The sequence below is a fragment of the Microbacterium paraoxydans genome (genome assembly GCF_019056515.1).
GTDB lineage: Bacteria > Actinomycetota > Actinomycetes > Actinomycetales > Microbacteriaceae > Microbacterium.
The window spans coordinates 2,521,067-2,541,738 of the sequence record NZ_CP064873.1; the positions used below are offsets into that span (position 1 = coordinate 2,521,067).

A 20,672-nucleotide genomic window follows, 5' to 3' on the forward strand; every position below is an offset into this window, starting at 1 on the left:
TCGTTAACCTTCGGAGCAGACAATCGCTTCAGGCCTGCGCGCGCGCAGTGCTCTCCCCGCGGACGCCCCGCCGCCCCGCGCTGGACCGTCAGCCGGGATCCGAATGAAAGGTTGCGCCCACCATGCGCGAAGTCTTCCACCAGTCCCTCGAGGACCTGCAGTCCCGCCTCGTCGAGATCGCCGAGCTCGTCACGGTCTCCATCGACAAGGCGACCCGCGCGTTCGCCACGAGCGACGTCGCGCTGGCCGAGGAGGTCATCGCCGACGACGCGAAGATCGACGAGCTCGCCGTCGCGCTGGACGAGCAGGCCATCGAGATCCTCGCCCGACAGCAGCCGGTCGCGCGCGACCTCCGGATCGTCGTCACGGCGCTCCGCGTCAGCGCGTCCCTGGAGCGGATGGGCGACATGTCCGAGCACATCGCCCAGCTCGCCCGCCTGCGCTTCCCGGAGCGCGCGATCCCGAAGGGCCTGAAGGGCACGTTCGTGAAGATGGGCGAGCTGGACGTGGAGATCTCCCGCACGCTCACGGAGCTGCTCCGAACCCAGGATCTGAAGTTCGCCGACGCGATCCGCAACGCCGATGACGACGTGGACGAACTGCACGCCAGCGTCTTCGAGAAGGTGCTGAGCGACAACTGGAAGGGCGAGGCCGTCGCCACGGTCGACGCGACACTCGCCAGCCGCTACCACGAGCGGTTCGCGGACCACGCGGTCGCCGTCGCCAAGAAGGTCGTCTACCTCGCGACGGGCGACTGGCACGTCGAGGAGGAGGACATCGCCCTCGCGGTGGAGCAGCAGGAGCAGCTCGGCCACGCCTGACGAGACCCCGCCTCATCGCCGAGACCCCCTGCTGCAGTCGCCTGCGGCAGGGGGTCTCGACGTGAAACCGGGGGCTCGGTTACTTCTTGCCCTGGGCGGCCACGGCCGCGGCACCGGCGGCGGCGGCCTCCGGGTCGAGGTACCGGCCGGGACCGGTCGGCGCGTTGTTCTCGTCGAGCTCGTACACCAGCGGAATGCCGGTCGGGATGTTCAGGCCGGCGATGTCGTCGTCGCTGATGCCCTCGAGGTGCTTGACGAGGCCGCGCAGCGAGTTGCCGTGCGCGGTCACGAGGACGGTCTTACCGGCTTCCAGGTCGGGGACGATCTCCGCGTCCCAGTACGGCAGGAGGCGGTCGATGACGAGCTTGAGCGACTCCGTGCGCGGCACCTCGCCGTCGATGCCCTCGTAGCGGGCGTCGCCCACCTGGCTGAACTCGCTCGCGTCGTCCAGCGGGGGCGGCGGCACGTCGAACGAGCGGCGCCACAGCTGGAACTGCTCCGGACCGAACTCCTCGAGCGTCTGCGCCTTGTCCTTGCCCTGCAGCGCCCCGTAGTGGCGCTCATTGAGCCGCCAGGAGCGCTTCACCGGGATCCACAGCCGGTCGGCGGCATCCAGCGCGATGTCGGCGGTCTGGATCGCCCGGCTCAGCAGGGACGTGTGCAGCACGTCGGGCAGGATGCCGAACTCGGCGAGCAGCTCACCGCCGCGACGGGCCTCGTTCTTGCCCTGCGCGGTCAGGCGGACATCCACCCAGCCGGTGAAGAGGTTCAGTTCGTTCCACTCGCTCTGGCCGTGGCGGAGCAGGATCAGGGTGCGCTTCGCAGTCATGTCGCCAGTTTATCCGGGGCGCGCAGCGGGCACAGCGGCGGAGGAGGGAGGATGGACGCATGGCGTCATCTCCCCTCGGTCGGCCGACCCGCGGCACGACAGGGACGAACCGGCTGCGTCGGAACGACCGGTGGATCGCCGCCTCCCCCGCCTTCCGACGCGCGGCCGACCCCCTCGTCGTCGACCTCGGTTTCGGGGCGAGCGGGGTGACCGCGTTCGAGCTGGCCGCCCGACTGCGACGCGTGCGGCCGGACGCGGAGGTGCGCGGTCTGGAGCTCGACCCGGACCGGGTGGCCACCGCGGAGCAGCAGCTCGCCGAGGTCCGGGCCGGCCGCACGCCCTTCCCCGCCGACCTCCGCGTCTCCTTCGCCCGCGGCGGGTTCGAGGTACCACTCCCCGGCGGTCGGCGCCCCGCCGTCATCCGGACGATGAACGTCCTGCGGCAGTATGACGAGGCCGAGGTCGCCGCCGCCTGGCAGACGATGGCGCACCGCCTCGCGCCGGACGGGCTCCTGGTGGAGGGCACCTGCGACGAGATCGGGCGCGTGGCGAGCTGGGTCGATGTCGATCCTGGCGGCATGCCGCTCCGCTTCACCGTCTCCCTCCGCCTCCGCGGGCTCGAGGTCCCGAGCATCGTGGCGGAGCGGCTGCCCAAGGCCCTCATCCACCGCAACGTCCCCGGCGAGCGCATCCACGCCCTGCTCGTCGACCTGGACCGGGAGTGGGAGCGCGCTGCTCCCCTGTCGACCTTCGGGGCCACGCAGCGCTTCCTCGCCGCGGTGACCGCGCTACGCGATCAGGGCTGGCCTGTGCAGGGCGGACGGAGCCGGTGGCGGCTGGGCGAGCTCACCCTGCCGTGGGACGCCGTGGCACCGGCCTGACCAGGGTCCGGTGTCTCAGAGCCCGGCGTCGCGGGGATCGGGCGCCGTGGGTCGGCGGGACAGCCGCGTCAGGCGCGGGATGTCCGCGGTGGCGCCGGCGTCGGCCGGGACGATGATCTGCTGGGACGCGGCGATGTCGATCCCCTCGGCCCGGACGACGAGATCGCCGATCGGGGCGCGACGGGACAGGAGGGCGAGGGCGATCGGCCCGTCCTCATGATGCCGCGCGGAGGAGGTGACGTGCCCGACCTCGTCATCGCCCGCGAACACGGGGGCTCCGGGTTCCGGAAGCACGGCGTCGCTGCCGTCGAGCTGGAGCAGTGCGAGCCGCCGCGGTGGATGACCGAGGTTGTGCACCTTCGCGACGGTCTCCTGCCCGCGGTAGCAGCCCTTGTTCAGGTGCACGGCGCTGCGGAGCCAGTCCGACTCGTGCGGCAGCGATCGCTCGTCCACCTCGGCCGCCCACCGCGGGCGCCAGGCGGCGATGCGCAGCGCTTCGGCGGCGAGGAGTCCGGCGGCATCCTCCCGATCGAGCTCCGCGGCGAGCGCCCGCGCCGCCGTCCCGGGCACGATGCCGACCCGCCAGGCGAGGTCGGCCCCGGGGTGCGCGGCCACGTCGGCGTACTGATGGCCGCCGACGGCGACCTGCTGCCACGGGTCGACCCAGATCCGCACGTAGTCGAGGCCGCGCACGCGCTCGGCCGCGGGTCCGCCGTCGACGAAGCCGAGCAGCGCGAGGTCGGGGCGCAGCTCGACCGTGGCCTGGGTGCGGAACTTCATCCGCGTCAGCCACGTCGCGAGCCCCTCGGCATCGCCGGCATCCGCCAGGAGCCAGGTCGAGGTGCCGTCGTCGAGGACGCCGGCCGCGTGCTCCACCCGTCCCTGCGGATCGAGGACGAGGAGCTCGGTGCTCTCCCCCGCGCGCAGGCGACCCACCGCCTGCGACGTGATGGAGTCGAGCCAGGGGAGGCGTTCGGGACCGGACACCTCGATGACCGTCCGGTCGTCGAGGGGCGCGATCGCCGTTCCGGCCGCGAGGCGGCGCTGCTCCCGGAACGGATCACCGAAGTGGGCGATCCCGCGCTCCCCCGCTGTCGCGCCGGGGACGCCGTCGAAGACGCTGGTGCTCACCGTGTGCTCCGTTCAGACGCGGGCGAGACGCGCCGAGGCGTGCGCCCGCAGAGGTGTGCCGAGGGCGGCGATGTCCCACGCCCACAGCAGGTGCCCGTCGACGAGTCCGTACATCCGCGAGGCGGAGCCGTAGTCCTTGGCACCGGCGCCGCGCACGATCGCGTCCGACGCGAGGTCGACCCGCGGTCCGTTGATCTCGCCGAGGTAGTACTCGAGCATGCCGTCCGAGCGCGCCAGCGACACCTCGAGCGGGAACGCGCCGTTGTCCGACCGCAGCGCCTCCACGTCGTCGACCGTGCGGGTGACGGGAGTCGCCGTCGGCGGCAGCAGCGCCGGTCCCGCGTCGGTCGCCGCGGCCGGACGCGCCAGACGCCAGAAACCGGACTCGGCGGTCAGCGGGACGGCGGGCGCACCCTCGTCACCGACGAAGGTCGCCGTGGCCGCGTAGTTGAGGAACGGTCCCCCGTCGTGGCTGAAGCTGACGCGATGCGTGAACTCGCCCTGCAGACGCTCCTCGCCGACCGGGTAGTCGATCACCCCGGACCCCTCCCACACGCCGATCAGCCACGCCAGCGGGGCGAGGTCGGCGGGAAGGTCGGTGGGGAGTTCGATCATGTCGTCAGCGCTGGCCGCGGAAGAGGTTGCGCAGCACCACGGCCGACACGAAAACGATCGCGAGGCTCGCCAGGCCGAGCAGGCCGATGAAGAAGATTTCGAGCGCCATGATGTCCATGACCTCCACCTTACCCCCGGCGATCCGGGTCAGGAGGGGATGAGGGCGGCCAGGCCGAAGCCGACCGAGATGATCCCCATCAGCAGCAGCGCACCGGTCACGCTGCTCGCGACGCGGAAGATGAAGCCCTGCGTGCGCCCGTACCAGAGCTGCGCGGCGAAGGACAGCAGCACCACCGCCCCGAAGCCGACCAGCATCCAGGGGATGCGCCACTCCTCCGGAGCGAAGATCCCGATGACGATGCTGCCGACGAACGCGGTCGCCCAGACCGCGATGACGCCGGTGAAGGCGTTGCGGGGCGCGAGTGCCGGTTCTGACATGTCTCCATTCTTGCGCATCGGTGGCCGCTATCATGGCGGCACGGCGTCGATCCCCCCGCCGGTGAGGAGTGCGCGTGGCCCTGGTGCTGGTTCTGACCAATGCTCCGCTCTCGGAGCAGGTGCTGCCCGCCCTCGAGCTGCTGAGCCATCGCACGCGGCAGATCCCGGCGGAGCCGGCGCAGCTGATCAATGCCCCGGAGTACGACATCGTGATCGTCGACGGCCGCCACGACCTCGTCGGGGCGAAGTCGCTGTGCCGACTGCTGCGGGCCACCGGACAGGACGCACCGCTCCTGCTCGTGGTGACCGAGGGCGGCATGAGCGCGCTGTCGGGCGAGTGGGGCATCGACGACGTCCTGCTGGCGACGGCCGGTCCTGCGGAGATCGACGCACGCGTGCGTCTGGCGCTCGCGCGACGGGACGAGGTCGCCGAACCGGCGCGCGTGCAGGCCTCCGGCGTCACGATCGACGAGCAGTCCTACTCGGCCAAGCTCCACGGGCGGCCGCTGGACCTCACCTACAAGGAGTTCCAGCTCCTGCACTTCCTCGCCACCCACCCGTCCCGGGTGTTCACCCGCGAGCAGCTGCTCAGCGAGGTGTGGGGGTACGACTACTTCGGCGGCACCAGGACCGTCGACGTGCACGTGCGACGGCTCCGCGCCAAGCTCGGCGATCAGGAGCAGATCATCGGCACCGTGCGCAACGTCGGGTACCGCTTCAACGTCTACGAGGACGACAGCCTGGTCGGCTCGCGCTGACCGCCGTTCACACGCCCGACACCTGCCGGTGCTTAGATGTACCCCATGATCGATCCCGCACTCGCCGACGCCGGACTCGGTGACGCCGAAGACGACGACTTCGACGACGCCGTCGAGGCGCCGGACTCGCAGCTCCCCGACCATCGCTACCTGGACCGCGAGCTGAGCTGGCTCGCGTTCAACCAGCGGGTGCTCGAACTCGCGGAGGACCCGTCGCTGCCGGAGCTGGAGCGGGCGAACTTCCTGGCGATCTTCGCCAGCAACCTCGACGAGTTCTTCATGGTGCGCGTGGCCGGTCTCAAGCGGCGCATCATGACCGGTCTCGCCGTGCCGACCAACATCGGACGCTCCCCCGTCGACGCCCTCGCCGACATCTCGCGCGAGGCGCACGCCCTCCAGCTCCGCCACGCGGACGCCTGGACGAAGCTCGTCCGCCCCGCCCTCGCCGACTCCGGCATCGAGATCACGGAGTGGTCGGATCTCACCGACGACGAGCGCAGCGCGCTGTCCGACTACTTCGGCGCACAGGTCTTCCCGGTGCTGATGCCGCTGGCGGTCGACCCGGCGCACCCGTTCCCCTACATCTCCGGGCTCTCCCTGAACCTCGCCATCCGCATCCGCAATGCGCGGACCGGCCGCCAGGAGTTCGCACGCCTCAAGGTGCCGCCCATGCTGCCGCGCTTCGTCGAGGTGCCGTCGACGGGCGAGATCAAGCGCTTCCTCCGGCTCGAGGAGCTCATCGCCAACCACCTCGGCGACCTGTTCCCCGGCATGGAGGTGCTCGACCACCACGCGTTCCGCCTCACCCGCAACGAGGACGTGGAGATCGAGGAGGACGAGAGCGAGAACCTCATCCAGGCGCTGGAGGCCGAGCTGCTGCGCCGCCGGTTCGGGCCGCCGATCCGGCTCGAGATCACCGACGACATGGACGAGGTCACGATGGACCTCCTCGTGCGCGAGCTCGACATCACCGACCAGGAGGTCTACCGCCTCCCCGGGCCGCTCGATCTGCGCGGCCTCTTCGATCTGTCGCGCATCGATCGCCCCGATCTGCGGTACCCGCCGCACCTCCCCACCACCGCGGTGGCCTTCCAGCCGACGGGCTCCAACACCCGTGCGGACATCTTCAAGGCGATCCGGAAGTCCGACGTGCTCGTGCACCACCCGTACGAGTCCTTCACCACGAGCGTCCAGGCGTTCCTGGAGCAGGCCGCCCGCGACCCGCACGTGCTCGCCATCAAGCAGACGCTGTACCGGACGTCCGGCGACAGCCCCGTCGTGCAGGCCCTCATCGACGCCGCCGAGGCCGGCAAGCAGGTGCTCGCCCTCGTCGAGGTGAAGGCCCGATTCGACGAGGCCAACAACATCGTGTGGGCACGCAAGCTCGAGAAGGCCGGCGTGCACGTGGTGTACGGTCTCGTCGGACTCAAGACCCACTGCAAGCTCGCCCTCGTGATCCGCGAGGAGGAGGGCAGACTCCAGCACTACTCGCACGTCGGCACCGGCAACTACAACCCGAAGACGAGCCGCATCTACGAGGACTTCGGTCTGTTCACCGCCGATGCCCAGGTCGGCAAGGACCTCACCCGGCTGTTCAACGAGCTCAGCGGCTACGCGATCGAGAAGAAGTTCAAGCGTCTGCTCGTCGCCCCGCTCCACCTCCGCAAGGGCCTCGTGCGGCTGATCGACGCCGAGCGCCGGATCGCCGAGTCGGGCAAGCCCGCGCACATCCGCATCAAGGTCAACTCGATGGTCGACGAGGAGATCATCGACGCCCTCTACCGCGCCAGCGCCGCAGGGGTGAAGGTCGACGTGTGGGTGCGCGGAATCTGCAGCCTGCGGCCCGACCTCGACGGGATCAGCGACAACATCACCGTCCGCAGCATCCTCGGCCGCTACCTCGAGCACTCGCGCATCTTCACGTTCGAGAACGATGGCGACCCGCAGGTGTACATCGGCAGCGCCGACATGATGCACCGCAACCTCGATCGGCGCGTCGAGGCCCTGGTGCGGGTCACCGACCCCGCGCATCTCAAGGAGCTCACCGCCTTCTTCGACCTGGCGATGGATGACCGGACCTCGTCGTGGCACCTCGGCCGCGACGGCGTGTGGGAGCGCCACGCCGTGGATGCCGACGGCAAGCCGCTCACCGACCTGCAGGATAAGACCATGGGGATGATCCAGCGACGTCGTCGGGCACGGGCGGTTCGATGACGGCGCGGCAGGTCCAGCTCCCGCCGTCCGCGGCCGACGCGAAGTGGGCGGACAAGGCCGTGTACGCGGCCGGCGCCGTCGTCTGGCGTCTGGTCGACGGCAAGCTGCGGATCCTGCTCATCCACCGCACGAAGTACCGCGACGTCACCCTGCCGAAGGGCAAGGTCGACCCGGGCGAGATGCTCGCGGAGACCGCCGTCCGTGAGGTGCACGAGGAGACCGGCATCCGCGTGGCCCTCGGCGTGCCGGTCGGGATCAGCCGCTATCACCTCGCGTCCCGCAAGCAGAAGGTGGTGCACTACTGGGCTGCCGAGGCGACGGACGCCGCGATCCGCGCGTCGACCTTCGTGCCCAACCGCGAGATCGCCGCCCTCGAGTGGGTCAGCGTGAAGAAGGCCCGTGCCGCGCTGAGCTACCCCGTCGACCTCGAGATCCTCGATGCGTTCGCGGCCCTCGTCGACGACGGCGTGCTGCGGACCTTCCCGGTGATCGCCCTCCGGCACGCGAAGGCCCTTCCCCGTTCGGAGTGGGACAAGGCGGACGCGGCCCGGCCGCTCACCGACCGCGGGAAGCGCCAGGCCAAGGCCATCGTCGGACCGCTCCGCGCTTTCGGCGTGCGCAAGATCGTCACCAGCGACGCGGTGCGCTGCGTGCAGACGGTCACGCCGCTCGCCAAGGCCCTGGACCGCAAGCCGGTCCTCACCGAGAAGATCAGCCAGGACGCCTGGGAGGACGGCGTCGCCGATCTCCGCTCCGTCGTCGGCCGCCGCATCCGCGCCGGCAAGCCCGCCGTGCTCTGCAGCCACGGCCCGGTGCTGCCTGCGCTCCTCTCGGAGATCGCCCTCGCGACCGGCACCGTGCACGGCTCGTACGTCGGCAGCGCCGCCGACCTGGAGACCGGCGCGTTCTCCGTGGTGCACGTCTCGGCGACCAATCCCGGCTCCGGCATCATCTCGATCGAGACCCACGCCCCCAAGGTCTGACCCTCCCTCGTTCGAATCGCGCACTTCGCTGCATCTCGGCCGGGGATGGCGCAAAGTGGGCGATTCGAAACGGAGGGGGCCGCGCAGTGACGGGGATCGGCTCCAGAGAGTCGCCGGTCGTTCACCTGCCGTTCACCTGCGCGGGAGAGTCTCGTTAACCGTCGCCCCTAGCGTCACTGTGTGCCCTGCACCGGGCCCCACCCCTCCAAGATCGAAGGATCCACAGTGAAGATCTCCCGAATCGCACGAATCGGCGCCATCGGCGCCGTCGCCGCTCTCGCCCTCGCCGGCTGTGCCGCGAACGAAGGCGGAACCGGCGGCTCCAGCGAAGAGCCCTCGGAGTCCACGCTCTCCGGCACGATCGACGCGACCGGCGCGTCCTCGCAGACCGCAGCCCAGGAGGCCTGGGTCGCCGCCTTCCAGACCGCCAACCCCGACGTGACGGTCAACTACGAGCCCACCGGCTCGGGCACCGGCCGCGAGAACTTCCTCGAGGGCGGCAGCAACTTCATCGGCTCGGACCGCGCGTTCAACGACGAGGAGCTCGCCGCCGGCGGCTTCGGCGCCTGCACCACCGACGACATCGTCGAGGTCCCCCTCTACATCTCCCCCGTCGCCGTCGCGTTCAACCTCGAGGGCATCGACACGCTGAACCTCGACGCCGCCACGATCGCAGGCATCTTCGCCGGCACGATCACCAACTGGAACGACGAGGCCATCGCCGCCCTGAACGACGGCGTCGAGCTCCCCGACCTGGCGATCTCGCCGGTGCACCGCTCCGACCCCTCGGGCACGCAGGAGACGTTCGCCAAGTACCTCAGCGCGACGGCCCCCGACGTCTGGACCTACGAGGTCTCCGACGAGTGGCCGATCCAGGGTGGCGAGGCCGCTCAGGGCACCTCGGGCGTGAAGCAGGCCCTCACCGCCGGCAACGGCGCGATCGGCTTCCTCGACGCATCCCAGGCGGACGGCCTCGGCCAGGTCGCCGTGGGCGTCGGCGAGGACTTCGTCTCCTACTCGGCCGAGGCCGCCGCGAAGCTCGTCGAGGGCTCGCCGCTCGCCGAGGGCCGTGGTGAGGGCGACCTCGTCTTCGACGTCGACCCGGCCGCTGCTGCGGACGGCGCCTACCCGATCGCCCTGGTCAGCTACCTCATCGGCTGCGAGCAGTACGAGGACAGCAACGTCGCGGAGCTCGTGAAGGAGTACTTCACGTACATCGCGAGCGCCGAGGGCCAGGACGCCGCCGCCGAGAACGCCGGCAGCGCCCCGATCTCGGACGGCCTGCGCGAGCAGGTCCAGGCCGCGATCGACCTCATCCAGGTCGGCTGATCCTGCCGATCCACTGACGACGGTGCCCCCGCGTCCCCGAGCGGGCGCGGGGGCTCCGCCAGGTCAGCACCCGATCCATCTCCACCCGGCCCGAAACAGGGAGATCATGAGCACGACCGCGCAGGAGCCGACAACGGCACCGGCACCGACACCGGCGCCGCCCACACCGATCAAGGCCAAGCAGCGCCTCGGCGACCGGGTCTTCTCCGGCACGGCGCTGGCCGCCGGCATCATCATCCTGATCGTGCTGGCGCTCGTCGCCGCCTTCCTCATCATCCAGAGCCTGCCGGCGTTCCAGCTCGACACCTCCGACAACCACATCCTCCGGGGCGAGTCGTTCTGGGTGTACGTCTGGCCGCTCGTCTTCGGCACCCTCTGGGCCTCGTTCATCGCCCTGCTGATCGCCGCCCCCATCGCCATCGGCATCGCGCTCTTCATCTCGCACTACGCCCACCGGCGGCTCGCGTCGTTCCTCGGCTACATCATCGACCTGCTCGCCGCGGTGCCCTCCGTGGTGTTCGGCCTCTGGGGCGGCCTCGTGCTCGCCCCCATGCTCCAGCCGATCTACGTGTGGCTCAACGAGAACGCCTCGTGGGTGCCGTTCTTCGGCGGCCAGGTCTCCGCGACGGGCAAGACCATCCTCACCGCCGCCCTCGTCCTCGCCGTGATGTGCATCCCGATCATGACCGCCATCTGCCGCGAGGTCTTCCTGCAGACCCCCAAGCTCCACGAGGAGGCGGCCCTCGCCCTCGGCTCCACGCGCTGGGAGATGGTCCGCATGGCCGTGCTCCCCTTCGCGCGCGGCGGCATGGTGTCGGCGGCGATGCTGGCCCTCGGCCGCGCGCTCGGCGAGACGATGGCCGTGACGATGGTGCTCTCCCCCTCGGCGGTCGTCAGCTTCCTCGTGCTCACCGCCACGAACCCCACGCCGATCCCCGCGAACATCGCCCTCGCCTTCCCGGAGGCGCACGGCACCGGTGTGAACACCCTGATCGCGACCGGCCTCATCCTCTTCGTCGTGACCTTCGCGGTCAACGCGCTGGCGCGCTGGATCGTCGCCCGCCGCGCCGAGTTCTCGGGAGCGAACTGACATGACCGCCCTCACCAGCGCTCCGCCCGCCGCGAGCACCACCGCCCTCACCTCCGGCCGCCTGCCGAAGTGGGCTCCGTGGGCCCTCCTCGGCGTCTCGTTCGTCGTGTCCGCCGCCGTCTTCGGTGTCGCCGCCGCCGGCTCGGACACCCCGCTCGCCGACTTCAACATCGCGGGCACCGTCGTCGTCGGCATCCTGCTCTACATGGTGATCATCACGGTGATCTCGTCGATCGCGGAGAGCCGTCGCAAGGCCGTCGACCGCCTGATGACGGCCCTCGTCGCCACGGCCTTCCTCATCGCCCTGCTGCCGCTGATCTCCCTGCTGTGGACCGTGGTGGCGAACGGCCTCGAGCGCTTCGACGCCGAGTTCTTCACCTACTCGATGCGCAACGTCGTCGGTGAAGGCGGCGGTATCGTGCACGCCATCTGGGGCACGGTCCTCATCACGCTGACGGCCACGATCATCTCGGTCCCGGTCGGTCTGATGACCTCGATCTACCTGGTCGAGTACGGCCGCGGCAAGATCGCCAAGGCCATCACGTTCTTCGTCGACGTGATGACGGGCATCCCCTCGATCGTCGCCGGTCTGTTCATCTACGCGGTGTTCGCCCTCCTGATCCGTCCCGGGATCTCCATGGGCTTCATGGGCGCTCTCGCCCTCGCCGTGCTGATGACGCCTGTCGTGGTGCGCGGCAGCGAGGAGCTGCTCCGGATCGTCCCGAACGAGCTGCGCGAGGCCTCCTACGCCCTGGGCGTGCCGAAGTGGCTCACGATCCTCAAGGTCGTCCTGCCCACCTCGATCGCCGGCATCATGACCTCGGTCATGCTCGCCATCTCCCGCGTGATCGGCGAGACCGCCCCGCTGCTGCTCACCGCCGGCTTCACGCAGAGCCTCAACACGAACATCTTCGACGGCCAGATGATGACCCTCCCGGTGTTCGCCTACAACCAGTACATGAACCAGGGCACGAGCCCGGACGCCGCCGTCGCGCGCGCCTGGGCCGCCGCCCTCACCCTCATCCTCATCGTCATGGTGCTGAACCTGCTCGCCCGCCTGATCGCGAAGCTGTTCGCCCCGAAAGTCAACGGCCGCTGAGCGCCCGACCACTCAGAATAGGAATCCACGTGTCCAAGAGCATCGAAGTCAACGACCTCAACGTCTACTACGGCAACTTCCTCGCGGTCGAAGGCGTCTCCCTCGACATCCAGCCGCGCAGTGTCACGGCCTTCATCGGCCCGTCGGGCTGCGGCAAGTCCACCTTCCTCCGCACCCTGAACCGCATGCACGAGGTGATCCCCGGCGCCCGCGTCGAGGGCGAGGTGCTGCTCGACGGCAAGGACCTCTACGGCGCCGGCGTGGACCCGGTGCTCGTGCGTCGCCAGGTCGGCATGGTGTTCCAGCGGCCGAACCCGTTCCCCACGATGTCGATCAAGGAGAACGTGCTCGCCGGCGTGAAGCTCAACAACAAGCGCATGTCGAAGAGCGAGCAGGACGACCTCGTCGAGAAGTCGCTCACCGGCGCGAACCTGTGGAACGAGGTCAAGGACCGCCTCGACCGTCCGGGCTCCGGGCTCTCGGGCGGCCAGCAGCAGCGTCTCTGCATCGCCCGCGCGATCGCCGTCTCCCCGGAGGTGCTGTTGATGGACGAGCCGTGCTCCGCCCTCGACCCCATCTCGACCTACGCGATCGAGGAGCTGATCGGCGAGCTCAAGAACGAGTTCACGATCGTCATCGTGACGCACAACATGCAGCAGGCGAGCCGGGTCTCCGACAAGACCGCGTTCTTCAACATCGCCGGCACCGGCAAGCCCGGAAAACTCATCGAGTACGACGACACCACGAGCATCTTCACCACCCCGTCAGTGCAGGCCACCGAGGACTACGTCTCCGGCCGTTTCGGCTGACCCGCACTCTCTTCGGTCTTCGGGCCCGGACGCCTCGCGTCCGGGCCCGTTCTCGTCTCCGTCCGTCCCGCCGGAGGACTCAGTCGCGCGGGGAGAGGAGGTAGGCGTTGAGGTCGTCCGTGAGGGAGGTGTCCACGGCGACCGGCGTGCCGTCGATCGCGGTGATGGCGGTCGCGAGACGCACGCTCGACACGAGCCATGCGGCGTCGGCCCGCGTCAGATCGGCGGCGGGGATGCGGTCGTACCCCACCTCGAAGCCCCGCGCGAGAAGGTGGTCGTAGACGCTGAGCTGCGTGGTGCCATGCAGGATCCCGCCATTCGGGGCCGGGGTCGTGAAGCGGTCGCCGAAGCGCAGGATGAGGGAGGCCGTCGGAGCCTCCAGCACGAAGCCGTCGCTCGACAGGAAGATCGCGTCGTCGGCTCCGCGGCGCTTGGCCTCGCGCAGGGCCGCCATGTTCACGGCGTAGGACAGCGTCTTGGCGCCGAGCAGCAGCCAGGGCGCCCGTTCCGCTGCGCCGAGGTCGTATCCGCGGTCGAGGGTGACGACCTTGACACCGTTCCGCCGTACGGCCGCGAAGTCCGCCGCCGGAGCCGCCGTGACCCAGGCGGTCGGCGTCGGCCCGTGCTCGACGCCGCGACTGAGGATCAGCTTGATGACCGACTCCCCCGCCCCGAGCTGTGCGGCGGCCTGCTGGATCGCCCGCCGCCACTGCTCCTGGTTCGGCACCGGGAGGTCGCAGAGTCGCGCCGAATGCGCAAGGCGTTCCAGATGCGGGACGACCTCCTGCGCATGTCCGTCGACGACCCCGATGGACTCGAACACGCCGTCGCCCCGTTGCGTGCTCAGCTCGCCGACACTGAGGGCGGGGGCCGCGGCGTCCACCTGCGTGAACGTGTCGGCGTAGTCGGCACGCTGCTCGTCGGCGGCGACGGGATCGATCATGAGGGCGAAGCGACGGGTCATGTCACCGAGCCTAGGCCGCCGGGAATACCCACCGCGTCCTCGCGTTACACTGGAGTGGCCGGGCCGCATAACCCCGGGCTCCAATTTTCGCCGCTGCGAGCGGCCTTCCGCCGAGAGGCGTTCTTGCGGCCCGGTCTTTCTCTGTCCGGACGCCGTCCCGCCCGCTCGGACTCAGGCCAGGGCGCCGGTGCGCCACAGGGCCGCCGACGCCGCGAGGTCCTGGGCATAGCTGCTCAGCCGCAGCGCCCGCGTGGTGAGCTCGCTCGCCCGGGCAGGCTCCGTGGGCTCGTAGTCGTCGGCGGTGTGCGTCGCCCCCGAGGCCTGGACGCGGCAGAACGCCGCCGCCCGCTCCAGCGCCACGGCGAAGTCGCCGCGGAAGGCGCCGCGCAGGATCGTGTCGATGAGCGCGACGAGCTCGTCCGGGCTCGCCGGCACGGGCGCCCCGGCGACCACGGCGTCGGCCGACGGCAGCTCGACCCGTCCCCGGTCGTAGAGAAGGGCCGCGGTGCGCGGATCGCCGTGGATCGCGAGCTGGAGCACGTACATCCGCCACAGCGACCCGGGGAGGGTGCGCGACGGCGCCTTCGACCACAGCTCCGCGATCTCGTCGATGCCGTGCTCGCTCGTGAAGGCGATCAGCCGCTCGACGCTCGCCCCGCTCTCGTCCTCGCGGACGCGGGTCAGCAACGCGGAGGCGGTGGCGTGTGCGACACGCGTCTCCTCGGCGGGATCATGGGCGCCGACGATGTTGTCGAAGGCGCTCGTCGGACGACGCACGGGGCGGTGGTGCTGCTCGGGCATCCCTCCAGGGTACGCCCCGCCTCCGACGCTCAGGCCGTCGGGATGACGATCACCGGGTCGGTCGTGGGCAGCCCGGACGGCGATCCGCCCTCCTGCTCGACCGTGACCGCGATGGCGTCGCCCGCCTGCATCTCGCCCTCGAGGAGCGCGGTGGCCTCTCCGTCGTCGACGTCGAAAACACCCGCGGCGATGGGATCCTCCCCGCGCACGAACCACAGCTCATAGGTCTTGCCGTCCGCTACCTCGGGCAGTCCGTCCGTGACGAGCACGGCCTTGCCGACCGAGCCCGACCAGTGCGCCGTCGCCGTCGCGCCGTCGTCGAGCTCGACCGTCGCCTTCTGCGCGTCGCCCGCGGATTCGATCTCCTGCAGCGCGACGACACTCGCCGGGCGGTTCAGCTGGTCGTTCAGAGCGACCGCACCGATCCCGACGCCCACGAGGAGCGCGAGGCATGCGGCGAGCGCGAAAGCGAGCCGGGTCCAGCGGCGAGCCGGAGCGGGAGCGGCGGCACCGGAGGCAGGGCTCTCGTCCGCGGGTCCGTCGGGCTCGCCCGAGTCGGACGAGGAGTCCGCGGCGCCGCCCTGCGGAGTCTGGGCGATCTGCGCGAGCAGAGCCGCACGGATGCCGGCGGGCGGAGCGACCGGGGCCACGCCGTCGGCGAGGAGAGCGGCCGTCTCGGTGCCGGTGTCGTCCTGCGCCGCCCACTCCGGGTGCTCGGCGAGGGCACGGCGGTACCGGCGCTCGTCGTCCGCCGAGAGCGCGTGGAGCGCGGCCCCTGCTGCGAGTTCCGCGAAGTCCTTCTCGTTCATGCCGTCACCCCCATCGCCGTGCGGAGCCGGGTCAGCCCGTCTCTCATCCGTGTCTTGATCGTGCCCAGCGGTGCTCCCACGAGCGCCGCGATCTCGTTCTGACTGTAACCGCCGTAGTAGGCGAGGACGAGCGCCTCCCGCTGCGCCTCCGGAAGCCCCGACAGCGCCGCGACGACCCGCTCTCCCTCGATCCCCAGCTCCACCCGTTCCGCCACGCTGTCGTGCGCGACGCCGAGGTCCTTGAAGCCCGCGCGTACGTCCCGGTCCGCACTCGACTGCGAAGCCCGCACCCGATCCACGGCCCGGCGATGCGCGATGGTCATCACCCAGGTTCGTCCCTGTCCCTTGTTCGGAGCGAACCGGGAAGCGGATTGCCAGATCTCGAGGAACACCTCCTGCAGCACTTCCTCGCTCTGCGCGCGGTTCACGAGGACGCGCAGGATGAGGCCGAACACACGGGAGGAGAGGGAGTCGTACAGCGTGGCGAAGGCAGCCTGATCACCGGAGGCGACGCGGACGAGGAGGTCGGCGACAGCATCCTGCGGCGCCGTCCCGTCCTCGGGGACGTCCATCCCATCGATGACCATCTCCATAAGCATGCCGTATCTCCTCCCTCTTCCCGTGCAGACGTCACCCGAATGTGAACGAATACACCTCGACGCCGGTGGGGACCTCGAGCGTGAACGTGCCCTTCAGGATGTCGTCCTGCTCGAGCAGGCCGTAGGAGCGTGGCGTCCCGTCGATCCGGATCGTTTGCGCGTTCCCGTCGGCGTCGGTGACCACAACCTCGCCCGACCCCGCGACGACCATGCGCACCTCGGCCGCGCGATACTGCAGCCGGATCCGCGCGTCCTCAGCGGTCGGCGTGACGTACTGCGTGTCCACGGTCCAGTCGCCGTCCAGCGCGAAGCTGTCGTCGGGCTGGTCATCGGGGAAGCGGAAGCTGCCGTCGCCGCGGCGGTACTCGTCGCCGCCGCCGTAGTTGACGTCCTTCGAGGAGCCGAGGAAGGTCTCCCGGGTCGTGGCTCCCACCTCGGGGGTCTCGTCCTTCACGTCCGTGGCGGCGGGCAGCTCGACGTCGGGGTCGGCGTCCTGCAGCAGCTCCCGGATCATCGCCTCCGTCGCGGCGTAGTTGCCCTCGCCGAAGGAGATGTGGCGGACGGTCCCCTCCGCATCGATGAGGTAGTGCGCGGGCCAGTACCGGTTGCGGTAGTTGGTCCAGGTGGAGAGGGTGTTGTCGAGAGCGACCGGGTACTCGATGCCGAAGTCGCGCGCGCCCGCCGCGACGTTCCCCGGATCCTTCTCGAACGCGTACTCGGGCGAGTGGATGCCGATCACCTGCAGCCCCGCGTCCCGGTAGGCCTCGTCCCAGGCCACGACGTGCGGGATGGAGCGCTGGCAGTTGATGCAGGAGTACGCCCAGAAGTCGATGAGGACCACCTGTCCGCGCAGGTCCTTCAGGTCGATCGCCTCCCCGTCCGGGGTGTTGAGCCACTGCTGGATCCCCTTGATGGAGGGCGCCGTCCCGCAGGACTCCAGCTCGGTCGCGCCGTTCGTGCACTTGTCGAGGTCCTTGTTCTCCTCGTTCACCAGGCCACCGAGGTCGAGGGCGTCCTGCACCTGCTCGGAGTCGGCGATCTGCTCCTGCAGCGGCGCGGTGTAGTCCGGGAGCAGACGCTGCAGCGCCTGCGGCACGTTGAAGACGAGTCCCACGGCGAGGGCGATCATCGCCACGCCGGCGGCGATCCGCAGCGCGCGCTCCTTCGTCCGGAAGGCCCGGATGCGCTCGATGACGCTGCGACCCGCGAGTGCGAAGACCAGCAGCGGCACCGCGACGCCGATCGCGAAGGAGACGGTGAGGAGCACGGTGCCCACGCCGATCTGCCCTGTGGAGCCGGCGACGATGATGGCCGCGAGGACCGGGCCCGCGCAGGGGACGAACACGGCCCCGAGAGCAAGGCCGACGCCGAAGCCGTTGCCGCGGTTCTTCACCTCGCGCTGTCCGAAGCGCTGGAACGGCCGCTCCAGGATGTGCTGGAACCGCGGCACGATGAGTCCCACCCCGATGACGACCAGCACCGCGATGCCGACCCAGCGGATGATGTCCTGCGGCAGGTTCAGCAGGCCCAGCAGGAGCGACCCGGCGAGCGTCACGAGCGTGAAGCTCAGCACGAGGCCGGCGATGACGAAGTAGGGGCGGCTGCGCTTCGCCGGCACCGCCTCCCCCTCGTAGGACGCCGACTGGGCACCGCCGGTGAGGAAGATCACCGGGAGCACGGGCAGGATGCACGGCGAGATGCCGGTGATGAGCCCGCCGAGCAGGCCGATGATGATCAGGTCCATGAGGTCCTCGTCTCTGTCGGGTGCTGTTCGCGCCGACCCCCCGCAGCGGATTGGATCGGATCCGATTTCGGAGAATCTCGAAATTCCTCCCATCCGATCCGAAGAGGCTTCCGAACAGCCCTCGACGCCACGGAGAGGCCGTGGCCGGAGTTTCGAAGGAGCTCGACATGTTCAGCACCAAGAAGAAGGTCACCGCAGCAGTCACCCTGGGTCTGGCGAGCGCATTCCTGCTCTCGGCATGTTCCATGGGCAGCGGAACGAGCACGGAGGAGTCGTCGGAGCCGACGACGCCGGAGACGTCGGAGTCGACGCCGATGGAGATGGACCCCGCGGCGAACCTCGTCGGCCCGGGCTGCGCAGCGTACGCGGAAGAGGTCCCGGACGGCGCCGGTTCCATCCAGGGCATGTCCCAGGACCCGGTGGCGGTCGCCGCCTCGAACAACCCCATGCTGACGACGCTCGTGTCGGCGGTGAGCGGTGAGCTGAACCCCGACGTGAACCTCGTCGACACGCTCAACGGCGACGAGTTCACCGTGTTCGCCCCGGTCGACGACGCCTTCGCGAAGATCGACCCCGCGACCATCGAGACGCTGAAGACCGACAGCGATCTGCTGACCTCGATCCTCACGTACCACGTGGTCCCCGGCCAGATCGAGCCGTCCGACATCGAGGGCATGCACACCACCGTCCAGGGCGCCGACCTCGAGGTGACCGGCAGCGGTGACGAGTGGATGGTCAACGACGCCAACGTCATCTGCGGCGGCGTGCAGACCGCGAACGCGACCGTGTACCTCATCGACACGGTCCTGATGCCCCCGGCTGAGTAAGCCAGGGACGGTGCCGGCGACCCGACCGGCACACGGCCTCCCCTGTTGTCAGGAGGGACACGGGGCAGGTGAAGGGGCCGTCGGCGGCTGTGGCGCCGACGGCCCCTCGTCGTGCGCCCCCTAGACTGGGAGCACGGGCCTCTAGCTCAGTTGGCAGAGCATCGGACTTTTAATCCGCGGGTCGTGGGTTCGAGCCCCACGGGGCCCACCGCATCCTCAGTCGTCGCCGCCGACGTTCCCGGCGAGCAGGTCGTCGCGGATCCCCGCGACGCCGTCCGGCAGCGTCTCGCCGTGCATCACGAAGTCCGGCGCCTCCGGGCTTCCCCCGATGCCGCAGACGGCGACGTTGTCCTGACCGTCGATCGTCTCCGGGACGGCCACGAACCACACCGCCGACTCCTCCAGCCACTCCGTGGTCGCCATGTCGGCGAAGAACGTCGCATCCGGCGAGATCGAGCGGATCTTCTCGGTGCAGAGCGACACGAGCTGCCCCTTCGCGAAGGTGCCGGCGGCCGGGGGCGAAGACGTTTCCGTGGGCGTCGGGGCCGTGGTCGGGGCGGGCGAGGACGACGGCGTCGCCGAGGCGCTGGACGTCGCGGTCGGCGTCGGTTCCGGAGCGGGTGTGCAGCCCGCGAGCACGACCAGCACCGGCAGGAGGAGGAGAGCAGGACGGAGGCGCATGTCTGGATCGTATCGAGTCGACCGCGCCGCCCCGCGCCGACGCGGCTGTGCTGTATCACCCTCGCCGACGGCTGGCCACCCCCTGGCGAGGTCTGATGCGGTGGGAGAGGGTCGAGGAGTCCCCGGAACAGGGCGACTTCCCACCGAAAGGACGGACCATGACTCTCACCGGAAACCGCGTGGCATTCCTGGCGACGGACGGCTTCGAGGACAGCGAGCTCACGAGCCCCTGGGAGGCGGTGACGACGGAAGGCGCGAGCGCCACGCTCATCGCCCCGGACGGAGCGGCGATCACCGGCAAGAACGGTCACGAACAGGCCGTCGACCTGAAGGCCGCGGACGCCAGCGCCGACCAGTTCGATGCACTCGTGCTGCCCGGCGGCGTGGTGAACGCCGACCACCTCCGCATGGATCAGGCCTCCATCGACCTGGCCCGCGCGTTCTTCGAGCAGCACAAGCCCGTGGGCGTGATCTGCCACGGCGCCTGGATCCTCATCGAGGCCGGTGTCGTCGACGGGCGGACCATCACGAGCTACCCGAGCCTGAAGACCGACCTCCGCAACGCCGGCGCGAGCTGGGTGGACGAGGAGGTCGTGGTCGACGAGGGTCTCGTGTCGAGCCGCACCCCCGATGACCTCCCGGCATTCAACGCCAAGCTCGTCGAGGAGATCGGCGAGGGCAAGCACGCAGGGCAGACCGCCTGACCCTCAGCTGACCCGCGCCCGATGGCGCCGCACGGCCGCCCGGTTCGCGCACCTCACGGAGCAGAACCGCTGGCGGCCGTTGCGCGTCACGTCCGCGACGACGTTGGTGCACGGCGGCGCGTCACAGCGCCCGAGTCGGTTCATCCCCCTGGTCACGAGGTGCAGCGCCGTGCCGAGGTTGATGATCGCGCGCAGCACGAAGGGCAGCGAGCGCACGTCGTCCCGGTAGTGCAGGTGCCAGCCCTCGTCATCGTGATTGGTGAGCCGCGGATAGGCACCCGCGGTGGCGAGCTGATCGTTGAGCAGGGCGGCCCGCGCATCAGGGTCCGGCTCATCCACGATGGCCAGCCAGTCGTCGATCACGGCGCGCACCTGCGCGTGGTCGTCGGGGGCCGGCGGAAACGTCTGCGTCATCCCGAGCGCGAGCGACCGCTCCTCGATGCCCGCGCGATCGACCGGCCAGTCGTTCGCGAGGGAGGCGGCGAGGAGCACCGCATACTCACCGTAAGGGTTGAGATGCATAAGACCATTACATCACGCTGGTCC

Annotated in this window: 22 protein-coding genes and 1 tRNA gene; 12 read left to right on the forward strand and 11 right to left on the reverse strand. The window is 70.1% G+C overall.

Annotated features, from left to right (window positions below; all coding sequences use genetic code 11):
- The first annotated feature begins 122 nt into the window (after positions 1 to 122).
- A complete protein-coding gene (phoU, locus tag IZR02_RS12305; protein ID WP_025104304.1) occupies positions 123 to 821 on the forward strand; it encodes a phosphate signaling complex protein PhoU in 699 nt (232 codons plus the stop codon).
- A 79-nt stretch (positions 822 to 900) separates the two neighbouring features.
- On the opposite strand, the gene IZR02_RS12310 is transcribed toward phoU, so the two are convergent.
- On the reverse strand, positions 901 to 1,650 hold the full coding sequence (locus IZR02_RS12310) for a phosphoglyceromutase (protein WP_025104303.1): 750 nt from the start codon (positions 1,648 to 1,650) through the stop codon (positions 901 to 903).
- 59 nt (positions 1,651 to 1,709) lie between these two features.
- Between IZR02_RS12310 and IZR02_RS12315 the strand changes: the two genes are divergently transcribed.
- A complete protein-coding gene (locus IZR02_RS12315; protein ID WP_025104302.1) occupies positions 1,710 to 2,531 on the forward strand; it encodes a class I SAM-dependent methyltransferase in 822 nt (273 codons plus the stop codon).
- Positions 2,532 to 2,546: 15 nt separating this feature from the next.
- On the opposite strand, the gene ygfZ is transcribed toward IZR02_RS12315, so the two are convergent.
- The 3 genes from ygfZ to IZR02_RS12330 form a co-directional block, all read right to left on the reverse strand.
- Entirely contained in the window at positions 2,547 to 3,662 is a 1,116-nt protein-coding gene (ygfZ, locus tag IZR02_RS12320; RefSeq protein WP_025104301.1) for a CAF17-like 4Fe-4S cluster assembly/insertion protein YgfZ, read from the reverse strand.
- 12 nt (positions 3,663 to 3,674) lie between these two features.
- The gene (locus tag IZR02_RS12325) at positions 3,675 to 4,277 is read right to left on the reverse strand and encodes an FABP family protein (protein WP_025104300.1); all 603 of its coding nucleotides are present in this window, start codon (positions 4,275 to 4,277) and stop codon (positions 3,675 to 3,677) included.
- 147 nt (positions 4,278 to 4,424) lie between these two features.
- Positions 4,425 to 4,715, reverse strand: coding sequence for a hypothetical protein (locus IZR02_RS12330; RefSeq protein WP_025104298.1), 291 nt, complete (start codon positions 4,713 to 4,715; stop codon positions 4,425 to 4,427).
- Between the two features lie 74 nt (positions 4,716 to 4,789).
- Between IZR02_RS12330 and IZR02_RS12335 the strand changes: the two genes are divergently transcribed.
- The 7 genes from IZR02_RS12335 to pstB all read left to right on the forward strand — a co-directional run bounded on the left by IZR02_RS12335 (position 4,790) and on the right by pstB (position 12,997).
- Positions 4,790 to 5,473 (forward strand): winged helix-turn-helix transcriptional regulator, encoded by a 684-nt coding sequence (locus tag IZR02_RS12335; RefSeq protein WP_025104297.1) that lies wholly within the window; start codon positions 4,790 to 4,792, stop codon positions 5,471 to 5,473.
- 45 nt (positions 5,474 to 5,518) lie between these two features.
- Positions 5,519 to 7,687 (forward strand): RNA degradosome polyphosphate kinase, encoded by a 2,169-nt coding sequence (locus tag IZR02_RS12340; protein WP_025104296.1) that lies wholly within the window; start codon positions 5,519 to 5,521, stop codon positions 7,685 to 7,687.
- The gene (locus IZR02_RS12345; RefSeq protein ID WP_025104295.1) at positions 7,684 to 8,670 is read left to right on the forward strand and encodes an NUDIX hydrolase; all 987 of its coding nucleotides are present in this window, start codon (positions 7,684 to 7,686) and stop codon (positions 8,668 to 8,670) included. Before IZR02_RS12340 ends, IZR02_RS12345 begins: the two co-directional genes overlap by 4 nt.
- Positions 8,671 to 8,895: 225 nt before the next feature.
- On the forward strand, positions 8,896 to 9,999 hold the full coding sequence (locus tag IZR02_RS12350) for a phosphate ABC transporter substrate-binding protein PstS (RefSeq protein ID WP_025104294.1): 1,104 nt from the start codon (positions 8,896 to 8,898) through the stop codon (positions 9,997 to 9,999).
- 106 nt (positions 10,000 to 10,105) lie between these two features.
- The gene (pstC, locus tag IZR02_RS12355) at positions 10,106 to 11,089 is read left to right on the forward strand and encodes a phosphate ABC transporter permease subunit PstC (RefSeq protein WP_025104293.1); all 984 of its coding nucleotides are present in this window, start codon (positions 10,106 to 10,108) and stop codon (positions 11,087 to 11,089) included.
- A 1-nt stretch (position 11,090) separates the two neighbouring features.
- Positions 11,091 to 12,188 (forward strand): phosphate ABC transporter permease PstA, encoded by a 1,098-nt coding sequence (pstA, locus tag IZR02_RS12360; protein ID WP_025104292.1) that lies wholly within the window; start codon positions 11,091 to 11,093, stop codon positions 12,186 to 12,188.
- Between the two features lie 29 nt (positions 12,189 to 12,217).
- Entirely contained in the window at positions 12,218 to 12,997 is a 780-nt protein-coding gene (gene pstB / locus IZR02_RS12365) for a phosphate ABC transporter ATP-binding protein PstB (protein WP_025104291.1), read from the forward strand.
- A 79-nt stretch (positions 12,998 to 13,076) separates the two neighbouring features.
- On the opposite strand, the gene IZR02_RS12370 is transcribed toward pstB, so the two are convergent.
- From IZR02_RS12370 to IZR02_RS12390, 5 genes are all read right to left on the reverse strand, one after another.
- Positions 13,077 to 13,961: an aminodeoxychorismate lyase gene (locus IZR02_RS12370; protein WP_025104290.1), complete on the reverse strand. Its 885-nt coding sequence runs from the start codon at positions 13,959 to 13,961 to the stop codon at positions 13,077 to 13,079.
- 171 nt (positions 13,962 to 14,132) lie between these two features.
- Positions 14,133 to 14,762 (reverse strand): hypothetical protein, encoded by a 630-nt coding sequence (locus IZR02_RS12375; protein ID WP_025104289.1) that lies wholly within the window; start codon positions 14,760 to 14,762, stop codon positions 14,133 to 14,135.
- 29 nt (positions 14,763 to 14,791) lie between these two features.
- Complete coding sequence (locus IZR02_RS12380) at positions 14,792 to 15,571, reverse strand: anti-sigma factor (protein WP_025104288.1); 780 nt, start codon at positions 15,569 to 15,571, stop codon at positions 14,792 to 14,794.
- A complete protein-coding gene (gene sigK / locus IZR02_RS12385; RefSeq protein ID WP_025104287.1) occupies positions 15,568 to 16,170 on the reverse strand; it encodes an ECF RNA polymerase sigma factor SigK in 603 nt (200 codons plus the stop codon). Before sigK ends, IZR02_RS12380 begins: the two co-directional genes overlap by 4 nt.
- A 31-nt stretch (positions 16,171 to 16,201) precedes the next feature.
- Positions 16,202 to 17,914, reverse strand: a complete 1,713-nt coding sequence (locus tag IZR02_RS12390; RefSeq protein WP_025104286.1) for a cytochrome c biogenesis protein DipZ — start codon at positions 17,912 to 17,914, stop codon at positions 16,202 to 16,204.
- Between the two features lie 167 nt (positions 17,915 to 18,081).
- Between IZR02_RS12390 and IZR02_RS12395 the strand changes: the two genes are divergently transcribed.
- The gene (locus IZR02_RS12395) at positions 18,082 to 18,741 is read left to right on the forward strand and encodes a fasciclin domain-containing protein (protein ID WP_025104285.1); all 660 of its coding nucleotides are present in this window, start codon (positions 18,082 to 18,084) and stop codon (positions 18,739 to 18,741) included.
- Between the two features lie 135 nt (positions 18,742 to 18,876).
- A tRNA-Lys gene (locus IZR02_RS12400) sits at positions 18,877 to 18,949 on the forward strand.
- Positions 18,950 to 18,957: 8 nt separating this feature from the next.
- Here the strand turns inward: IZR02_RS12400 and IZR02_RS12405 are convergent.
- Positions 18,958 to 19,422, reverse strand: a complete 465-nt coding sequence (locus IZR02_RS12405) for a hypothetical protein (protein WP_029989569.1) — start codon at positions 19,420 to 19,422, stop codon at positions 18,958 to 18,960.
- 158 nt (positions 19,423 to 19,580) lie between these two features.
- Between IZR02_RS12405 and IZR02_RS12410 the strand changes: the two genes are divergently transcribed.
- Positions 19,581 to 20,126 (forward strand): type 1 glutamine amidotransferase domain-containing protein, encoded by a 546-nt coding sequence (locus IZR02_RS12410; protein WP_025104283.1) that lies wholly within the window; start codon positions 19,581 to 19,583, stop codon positions 20,124 to 20,126.
- 3 nt (positions 20,127 to 20,129) lie between these two features.
- On the opposite strand, the gene IZR02_RS12415 is transcribed toward IZR02_RS12410, so the two are convergent.
- A complete protein-coding gene (locus IZR02_RS12415) occupies positions 20,130 to 20,648 on the reverse strand; it encodes a CGNR zinc finger domain-containing protein (RefSeq protein WP_025104282.1) in 519 nt (172 codons plus the stop codon).
- Positions 20,649 to 20,672 lie beyond the last annotated feature (24 nt).

Bases quoted from the DNA above. Each gene is read 5' to 3' on its own strand.
- phoU (WP_025104304.1), top strand. From the start codon at position 123: ATGCGCGAAGTCTTCCACCAGTCCCTCGAGGACCTGCAGTCCCGCCTC.
- IZR02_RS12310 (WP_025104303.1), bottom strand. From the start codon at position 1,650: ATGACTGCGAAGCGCACCCTGATCCTGCTCCGCCACGGCCAGAGCGAG.
- IZR02_RS12315 (WP_025104302.1), top strand. From the start codon at position 1,710: ATGGCGTCATCTCCCCTCGGTCGGCCGACCCGCGGCACGACAGGGACG.
- IZR02_RS12325 (WP_025104300.1), bottom strand. From the start codon at position 4,277: ATGATCGAACTCCCCACCGACCTTCCCGCCGACCTCGCCCCGCTGGCG.
- IZR02_RS12330 (WP_025104298.1), bottom strand. From the start codon at position 4,715: ATGTCAGAACCGGCACTCGCGCCCCGCAACGCCTTCACCGGCGTCATC.
- IZR02_RS12340 (WP_025104296.1), top strand. From the start codon at position 5,519: ATGATCGATCCCGCACTCGCCGACGCCGGACTCGGTGACGCCGAAGAC.
- IZR02_RS12345 (WP_025104295.1), top strand. From the start codon at position 7,684: ATGACGGCGCGGCAGGTCCAGCTCCCGCCGTCCGCGGCCGACGCGAAG.
- pstC (WP_025104293.1), top strand. From the start codon at position 10,106: ATGAGCACGACCGCGCAGGAGCCGACAACGGCACCGGCACCGACACCG.
- pstA (WP_025104292.1), top strand. From the start codon at position 11,091: ATGACCGCCCTCACCAGCGCTCCGCCCGCCGCGAGCACCACCGCCCTC.
- IZR02_RS12370 (WP_025104290.1), bottom strand. From the start codon at position 13,961: ATGACCCGTCGCTTCGCCCTCATGATCGATCCCGTCGCCGCCGACGAG.
- IZR02_RS12375 (WP_025104289.1), bottom strand. From the start codon at position 14,762: ATGCCCGAGCAGCACCACCGCCCCGTGCGTCGTCCGACGAGCGCCTTC.
- IZR02_RS12380 (WP_025104288.1), bottom strand. From the start codon at position 15,571: ATGAACGAGAAGGACTTCGCGGAACTCGCAGCAGGGGCCGCGCTCCAC.
- sigK (WP_025104287.1), bottom strand. From the start codon at position 16,170: ATGCTTATGGAGATGGTCATCGATGGGATGGACGTCCCCGAGGACGGG.
- IZR02_RS12390 (WP_025104286.1), bottom strand. From the start codon at position 17,914: ATGGACCTGATCATCATCGGCCTGCTCGGCGGGCTCATCACCGGCATC.
- IZR02_RS12395 (WP_025104285.1), top strand. From the start codon at position 18,082: ATGTTCAGCACCAAGAAGAAGGTCACCGCAGCAGTCACCCTGGGTCTG.
- IZR02_RS12405 (WP_029989569.1), bottom strand. From the start codon at position 19,422: ATGCGCCTCCGTCCTGCTCTCCTCCTCCTGCCGGTGCTGGTCGTGCTC.
- IZR02_RS12410 (WP_025104283.1), top strand. From the start codon at position 19,581: ATGACTCTCACCGGAAACCGCGTGGCATTCCTGGCGACGGACGGCTTC.
- IZR02_RS12415 (WP_025104282.1), bottom strand. From the start codon at position 20,648: ATGCATCTCAACCCTTACGGTGAGTATGCGGTGCTCCTCGCCGCCTCC.